This is a genomic window from Halanaerobiales bacterium (assembly GCA_035270125.1).
Lineage (GTDB): Bacteria > Bacillota > Halanaerobiia > Halanaerobiales > DATFIM01 > DATFIM01.
Window position 1 is genome coordinate 1 of record DATFIM010000214.1, and the last position, 6,940, is coordinate 6,940.

The following is a 6,940-nucleotide window of genomic DNA, read 5'->3' on the forward strand; positions in this document are numbered from 1 at the left end:
ATATTGTAGATCAGTGGGTATTTGGAGTAGAAACTACTGATGGAGAAATGGCTAGAAAAGCTATTAGAAGAATAGTTGAAAACAAGTAATTTCATTAAAAAATAAATTTTCAAGTAAAAAATATTATATTTAAATGAAGTAAAAAAATAATTTCCTCTGGCGGTGTCCTGATTATTAGGATACCGCTAGAGAAATATTTGGTAAAAGGAGGTTGATTACAGTTACTAATATAATGAATATTTTATCGACAAAAATACCTTTGGGAAATTGGGTAGAAAACTTTGTAAATTTCTTGATAAATAATTTTGGTGGCCCCTTAGATGCATTTTCAAATTTTATTGGGGCAATGATTAATAATATAGAAAGTTTATTAGCATTTTCCCCAGCTTTTGTTTTAATTGGAATAGTTGCTTTGATTGCCTGGAAATTAAAAAATTATAAATTATCTATATTTGTTGTATTAGGTTTAGGTTTGGTATGGAATCTGCAAATGTGGGATCCTTTAGTAACAACTCTTGCATCGATAATAACTTCTGTTGTTGTTGCATTAGTAATTGGAATACCAATAGGAATTCTAAAAGCTCATAATAAAATTATAGATTATATTACTCGTCCTATTCTTGATTTTATGCAGACAATTCCACCATTCGTATATTTGATACCTGCTCTTATGTTCTTTGGTTTAGGTAATGTATCTGGGGTAATTGCTACTGTTGTTTTTGCAATAGCCCCTCCAATTAGACTTACTTACCTGGGAATTAAACAGGTTGATGAGGAGCTAAAAGAAGCCGGACATGCTTTCGGAGCAAATTGGTGGCAATTATTAACAAAAGTAGAGCTTCCAGGTGCTATGCCTTCAATTATGATGGGAGTTAATCAGTGTATAATGCTTGCTTTATCTATGGTTGTAATTGCAGCTATGATAGGTGCAGGTGGACTTGGTAAACCTGTTTTAAGATCATTATCTGTTGTTGATATTGGTCTTGGATTTGAAGCAGGACTTGGTGTAGTTATTATAGCTATGGTTCTTGATAGAATGTTTGGTAGAGATTAAAGAATTTAAAATAAATTGCAAGTAAAATTTGATAGTTAAGAATCTAAAGACCTGACCCTTAACTGTCAGGTCTTTATAATTTTAATAAAATGAAATATAAGAAAGTGAGATGGTAAAATGGATAGGGTTGCTGTTAAAAAAGCAAAAAATTATGATGATGATCTTTTTAATAAAATTAAAAATTCCATTGATTTACTTGGGGGGATAGATAAATATGTAAATGATGGAGATAAAGTGATTCTTAAGGTTAATTTATTAATGGGAAAAAACCCTAATGAAGCAGTAACAACTCATCCTGAAATTGTAAGAGGAGTTGCTAGATTAGTCAAAAGTGCAGGTGGTACACCAATAATTGCAGATAGCCCTGGCGGACCTTTTAATGATATAAATATAAATAGGGCTTATAAGATTTCTGGATTTGAAAAAATAGCTAAGGAAGAAAATATAGAATTAAATCATAATACTGAAGGTACAAAAGTAGATTTTTCTAAGGGAAAAATAAAAAAATCTTTTACAATAGCCAATTATGCCAGAAATGCAGATCTTATTATTAATTTACCAAAATTAAAAACTCATGGTTTAACAATGTATACAGGAGCAGTGAAAAATTTATTTGGAATTATTCCAGGACTTTTAAAAGCAGAATATCATTTAAATTTACAGGAAGTAGAACACTTTTCCGAAATGTTAGTTGATTTAGCAGAATTAATTAGTCCTGAATTAACAATAATGGATGGAATTTTAGGAATGGAAGGTGATGGCCCTTCAGGAGGACAGGTGAAAAAATTTAATCAGTTATTAGCCTCAACTTCGCCTTTTGCAATTGATTTGGCAGGATCCTATATAATGGGAATTAATCCACAAAATAAAGTTCCTACAATTGCTTCTTCTCAAAAAAGAAATTTAATAGGTGATATTGATAGTCTGGAAATAATAGGTGATCCATTAGAATCATATAAAGAAACAAAAATTCCTAAAATAGAAAAAAGCTCTAATTTAATTGACCAAAAATTACCTGGGTTTTTGAGTAATTTTTTAGCAAATATTTTAAGACCGAGACCGGTTTTTAATCACGACAAATGTGTAGGTTGTGGTGATTGTGTTGAAAGTTGTCCGGCAGAAACAATAGATTTAATTGATTCAAAAGCAGTTGTTGATTTAGATGATTGTATTAGATGTTTTTGCTGTCAGGAATTATGTAGTTATAATGCTGTAGAAATAAAAAGACCATTATTAGGCAAATTATTATTCTCATAATAAATATATGGATATGTTGGAGGTTTAATTGATGGAAATACTTGTTTTAGCTGATACCCACTTAAAAGATGATTTTAACCAACTACCAGTTGAAGTAAAAAAGAAAATTAATAAAGTTGACTTAGTTTTACATGCTGGAGATTTTAAAACTTTAAAATTTTATAATTCTTTAAAAAAACAAAATAAGCTTAAGGGTGTATCAGGTAATATTGATCGTTATAATTTGAAAAAAAAATTAAATGAAAAAGAAATATTTGAACTAAAAGGCCATAAAATTGCTATGATTCATGGTCATCAGCTAAGTAGTATTACTCCTGATAAATTGTCATATTTATTCCCTGAAGTAGATATCATTATATTTGGTCATACTCATAAACCTGTTAATAAAAAAATTAAAGGTCAATTATTTTTCAATCCAGGTTCTTCTATCCAAAAACGTTTACAGGATAAATATTCTTATGGTATTATTAAATTGAATAAAAAAATATCAAGTCAAATTATTAGATTTTAGGAGGGATTTTTATGTCTACTTATAATTTAGCTCATAAATTAGCTAAAGAAATTAAAAATTCTGATGAGTATGAAGAATACCAGGAAAAAAAGCAGGCTGTTTTAAATGATGAAAAAGCTAAAGATATGCTTTTAGATTATCAAAAACAGGAACAAAAATTACAGTCAAAACAAATATCGGGTAAGGAATTAACTGAAGAAGAAAAGGAAAAGTTTGAGAATTTGAGAAACCTAGTTCAAATGAATAATAAAATTAGTGAATATTTAGAAGCAGAGCAGAGAGTAAGTGTAATGTTAAATGATCTTCAACGTATATTATTTGGCGATCTTGAATTTGGAATTATTGATGAGTAAAATAAAAAATATAAAAACCCCCTTCTAACATTAAAGGGGGTTTAATTTCGATTTATTTAATTATACAGGTCTGACTTCTTCGACCTCAGGGATATGCTTTTTTAAAGTTTTTTCAATACCATTTTTTATTGTCATCGTAGACATTGGACATCCATTACATGCTCCCAAAAGTTGAACTTTTACAATACCATCATCAGTAACTTCAACTAATTCTACATCTCCACCGTCAGCCTGTAGTCCGGGACGAATTTTATCTATAATTTTTTGAACTTCTTTTTTATCCACTGATTTCACCTCCAGTAAATCTTTTTTTCATTATAACATATAATATAAAATATGCAATATAAATATAAGAAAAATACTCAACTTTATTTTTTAATTGTCGAATAAATAAAGGCAGGAAAAACTAAATAATTGTCGAATATATAAAAGTAGGGACATTATTGGGGTGAATTGTGAATTAAAATATTATAATTGTGAATTTGGGAGGAATTGATAATGCTAAAGAAAAAGAATATTGCGTTAACCTTAGTTTTATTTTTATTCATTGGATCTTTTTTGATAGTAAATTCTAGCTCCATCAAAGCAAATGAAAAATATGAGAATACTGAGATAAGAGTTTTAGTCTGGCGAGATGCTCATAGTAAGGCTGTAAAGGAAAAAGTACATGAATTTGAAGAAAAAACAGGTATTGATGTTATTATTGATGATTTACCTACTCAATCTTTGACACAAAAAATGGCGATGAATTTGACTTCTGAAACAGGAAAATATGACATAGTTGCAGTAGATGAACCATATGTTCCTAAATTTGCTTCATATTTTATTAACTATAGTGAATGGCCCCAACCAAAAGTACTTTCAGATAAAGTTGATCTTAATGTAGTTCCTCAGGGGGCAGTAGATGCTGGTAGTTGGCAAAATAATGTTAAAGGTTTACCGATTAATGCAAATGTATATATGTTTACTTATAGAAAAGATTTAATTAATGATACTGATTTACAGAATAAATTTAAAGAAGAATATGGATATGAACTTCAGGGTCCTAAAGATTTAGATCAATTATATGAAATAGGAAAATTTTTATATAATGAAAAAGATCAATTTTATGGATGGGCTCCTTTTACTGTAAAATCAGAAGGAGCTACTGTAGAATTTATGTGGCTTTTAAGAAGTTTTGGTACTAAAATTATGAATGATGATTTAGAAGTAGTTCTTGATGTTGATAAAGCAGTGGAAGCACTTGCATATTATAATAAATTATTAGAAATTAGCCCACCATCTAAATTAAGTATGGGTCATCCAGAAACTATTCAAAATATGGAAAGTGGAAATTTATTTTCCACATTACAATGGCCTGCAATAATTGCCGGACATGAAAATCCTGAAAATTCAGTAGCAGCAGGAAAACTAGCTTATTCAGCTAATCCTGCCGGTCCTGGTGGAGCAGCAGCTATTACTGGTGTTTGGACATTAGCAATTCCTGAAGCAAGTAAAAATAAGCAAGCTGCAGCAGAATTTGCTTATTGGTGGGGAAGTAAAGATTCAGGAAAAGAATTAGTGAAAGCTGGAATGAGTCCAATGCGCAAAGACTTACTTGAAGATCCAGAATTACAAAAAAGATATCCCTGGTATCAGGCTCTAATGGAAAATTTATCAGGAGATATTGCAGTTCACAGACCTCGTTTTCCTGAATATCCAAAAGTATCTGATGAAATAAGCACTTATTTTTCTAGAGTTATTTCTGGTAGTATGGAAGCCGAAGCAGCAATGGAAGAAATGAAAGAAAAGATTGAAAATATTGTTAAGGAGTATAAGAATGAGTAAATTGCCTAAAAAAACTGAAGAGACTTCCTTTAAACGGAAGTCTCTTTGGTTTAAAAATAAGATAACTCCATATGGTTTTTTAAGTCCAGCTTTATTAATTTTAGGTGGAGTTTTATTATTTCCCTTGATTTATTCTTTCTTTTTGTCTTTTCATGAATGGAATATGGCTTCCGGTGAAGCAATGAAATTTACCTTTTTAGACAATTACATAAAATTATTTAAAAGTGAAAGTTTTTGGCATTCTGTTCAATTACAATTAATATTTGTAGGAGTTAGTGTTAGTATCGAGTTAATTATTGGAATGGCAGTAGCTTTATTTTTAAACAAAGATTTTTTTGCTGATAAAATAGTAAGAGCTCTTTTGCTTTTGCCTGCTTTTATTTTGCCGGTAGTATCAGGTTTAGCTTTTCGTTTTATGTATAATCCACAATATGGAGCTATTAATTGGTTTGTTCAGAAATTAGGTTTTGCACCTATTCCTTTTTTAAGTCATCCAAGATTAGCTTTTGTGGCTATAGTTATTCAGGATGTATGGCGAATGTGGCCTTTTATGTTTATGATTATGTATGCTAGTATAAGTACTTTTCCTAAGGCGCCTTATGAAGCGGCAGAAATTGCTGGAGCTAATCGCTGGCAAATTTTTAAACATATTACTTTACCTTTACTTAAACCATCAATTGTAATAGCAGTAATTTTAAGAGTTCTTAATGCTTTAAAGGCATTTTCTGAAATATATGTAATGACTAATGGTGGCCCAGGTAATTCAACCACTATTTTATCTCTTTTTATCTACAAAAATGCATTTGATTTTTATGATATGGGATTCTCGGCAAGTGTTTCATATATATTAGTAATTATAGCTCTGGTATTTTCTATATTTTTAGTTAAAAGACAGTTTGATTTTTAATTAGTTAATAGGGAGGTAACTAAATTGTTAAATAGAGATGTAAGTAAATGGACTACTCCTAAAAAAATTTTGTTTTATACTGCTGTAATTATTCTATTACTTGTAGAACTTTTCCCTATTTTTGTTGTTATCTCAAGTAGTTTTAAATCAGCACGCTCAATTTTTGATAGTAATCCTTTTGCCTTATTTAGTCCTACTTTAAAAAATTATAAAGAAGTTTTATTTGAACGGAATTTTATAAATAATTTAATAAATAGTGTAATTATAGCTTTAACAACTTCTTTAATATCAGTTAGTTTGGGCTCTCTAGCTGCTTATAGTCTTAGTAGATTTGATTTTACCGGTAAAAAATCAATAGGTCTAGGTATTTTAATAAGTAGAATGATTCCTCCTATTACTTTATCAGTACCCTTATTTATTTTGATGAGAAAAATTGGTATTTTAGATACGCACCTTGTCCTTATATTAGCTCATATTAGTTTTATTTTACCTTTTATAATCTGGATGATTTTACCTTTCTTTAAAGGAGTTTCAAAGGCATATGAAGAGGCAGCATTAATAGATGGTTGTTCAAGAATGCAATCTTTTATTTGGGTTTTTATACCTTTAGTAGCCCCTGGATTAGTTGTGTCAGGTATTTTTAGTTTTGTTTATTCCTGGAATGATTTTTTGTATGCTTTAGTTTTAGCAGGATCTGAGGTGCAAACAGTTCCCATAGCAGTCAGTGGTTTTATTGGTCAATTTGGTCCTAAATGGGGTGCAATGACAGCATCTGGAACTTTAGCGTTAATTCCAACATTTATTTTTGCCCTTGCCTTACAAAAATATATTATTTCTGGACTTTCGGTAGGGGGAATTGACTAGTAAAATATGTAATTAGATAGTAATAAAACAAGCCGCCATTTAAGGCGGCTTTTTATTTTAGAAGTTAATTTATTTTTGGCTATTTTGATTTAATAATTTTCTTTTTAAATCAAATAATTTATCAGATAAATCTACTTTCATAATATGAGGATTAGTTAAACGTTTAT

The 6,940-nt window shown here is 29.6% G+C and carries 8 protein-coding genes; 7 read left to right on the forward strand and 1 reads right to left on the reverse strand.

Going from position 1 to position 6,940, the window contains the following annotated elements:
• The first annotated feature begins 232 nt into the window (after positions 1-232).
• The 4 genes from VJ881_10705 to VJ881_10720 all read left to right on the forward strand — a co-directional run bounded on the left by VJ881_10705 (position 233) and on the right by VJ881_10720 (position 3,175).
• Complete coding sequence (locus tag VJ881_10705) at positions 233-1,054, forward strand: proline/glycine betaine ABC transporter permease (protein HKL76521.1); 822 nt, start codon at positions 233-235, stop codon at positions 1,052-1,054.
• 117 nt (positions 1,055-1,171) lie between these two features.
• Positions 1,172-2,311: a DUF362 domain-containing protein gene (locus VJ881_10710; protein ID HKL76522.1), complete on the forward strand. Its 1,140-nt coding sequence runs from the start codon at positions 1,172-1,174 to the stop codon at positions 2,309-2,311.
• A 31-nt stretch (positions 2,312-2,342) separates the two neighbouring features.
• Positions 2,343-2,822 (forward strand): metallophosphoesterase family protein, encoded by a 480-nt coding sequence (locus VJ881_10715; protein ID HKL76523.1) that lies wholly within the window; start codon positions 2,343-2,345, stop codon positions 2,820-2,822.
• A gap of 11 nt (positions 2,823-2,833) precedes the next feature.
• A complete protein-coding gene (locus VJ881_10720) occupies positions 2,834-3,175 on the forward strand; it encodes a YlbF family regulator (protein HKL76524.1) in 342 nt (113 codons plus the stop codon).
• A 60-nt stretch (positions 3,176-3,235) separates the two neighbouring features.
• Here the strand turns inward: VJ881_10720 and VJ881_10725 are convergent, their stop codons facing one another.
• Positions 3,236-3,460: a NifU family protein gene (locus tag VJ881_10725; GenBank protein HKL76525.1), complete on the reverse strand. Its 225-nt coding sequence runs from the start codon at positions 3,458-3,460 to the stop codon at positions 3,236-3,238.
• Positions 3,461-3,673: 213 nt separating this feature from the next.
• On the opposite strand from VJ881_10725, the gene VJ881_10730 reads away from it, so the two are divergent.
• The 3 genes from VJ881_10730 to VJ881_10740 are packed head-to-tail and all read left to right on the forward strand — an operon-like array spanning position 3,674 to position 6,773.
• The gene (locus VJ881_10730) at positions 3,674-5,002 is read left to right on the forward strand and encodes an extracellular solute-binding protein (GenBank protein HKL76526.1); all 1,329 of its coding nucleotides are present in this window, start codon (positions 3,674-3,676) and stop codon (positions 5,000-5,002) included.
• Positions 4,995-5,909: a sugar ABC transporter permease gene (locus tag VJ881_10735; protein HKL76527.1), complete on the forward strand. Its 915-nt coding sequence runs from the start codon at positions 4,995-4,997 to the stop codon at positions 5,907-5,909. Before VJ881_10730 ends, VJ881_10735 begins: the two co-directional genes overlap by 8 nt.
• Positions 5,910-5,933: 24 nt before the next feature.
• On the forward strand, positions 5,934-6,773 hold the full coding sequence (locus VJ881_10740) for a carbohydrate ABC transporter permease (GenBank protein ID HKL76528.1): 840 nt from the start codon (positions 5,934-5,936) through the stop codon (positions 6,771-6,773).
• Positions 6,774-6,940: the final 167 nt, after the last annotated feature.

Coding starts and splice junctions, on each gene's coding strand:
- VJ881_10705 (HKL76521.1), top strand. CDS start 233: ATGAATATTTTATCGACAAAAATACCTTTGGGAAATTGGGTAGAAAAC.
- VJ881_10710 (HKL76522.1), top strand. CDS start 1,172: ATGGATAGGGTTGCTGTTAAAAAAGCAAAAAATTATGATGATGATCTT.
- VJ881_10715 (HKL76523.1), top strand. CDS start 2,343: ATGGAAATACTTGTTTTAGCTGATACCCACTTAAAAGATGATTTTAAC.
- VJ881_10720 (HKL76524.1), top strand. CDS start 2,834: ATGTCTACTTATAATTTAGCTCATAAATTAGCTAAAGAAATTAAAAAT.
- VJ881_10730 (HKL76526.1), top strand. CDS start 3,674: ATGCTAAAGAAAAAGAATATTGCGTTAACCTTAGTTTTATTTTTATTC.
- VJ881_10735 (HKL76527.1), top strand. CDS start 4,995: ATGAGTAAATTGCCTAAAAAAACTGAAGAGACTTCCTTTAAACGGAAG.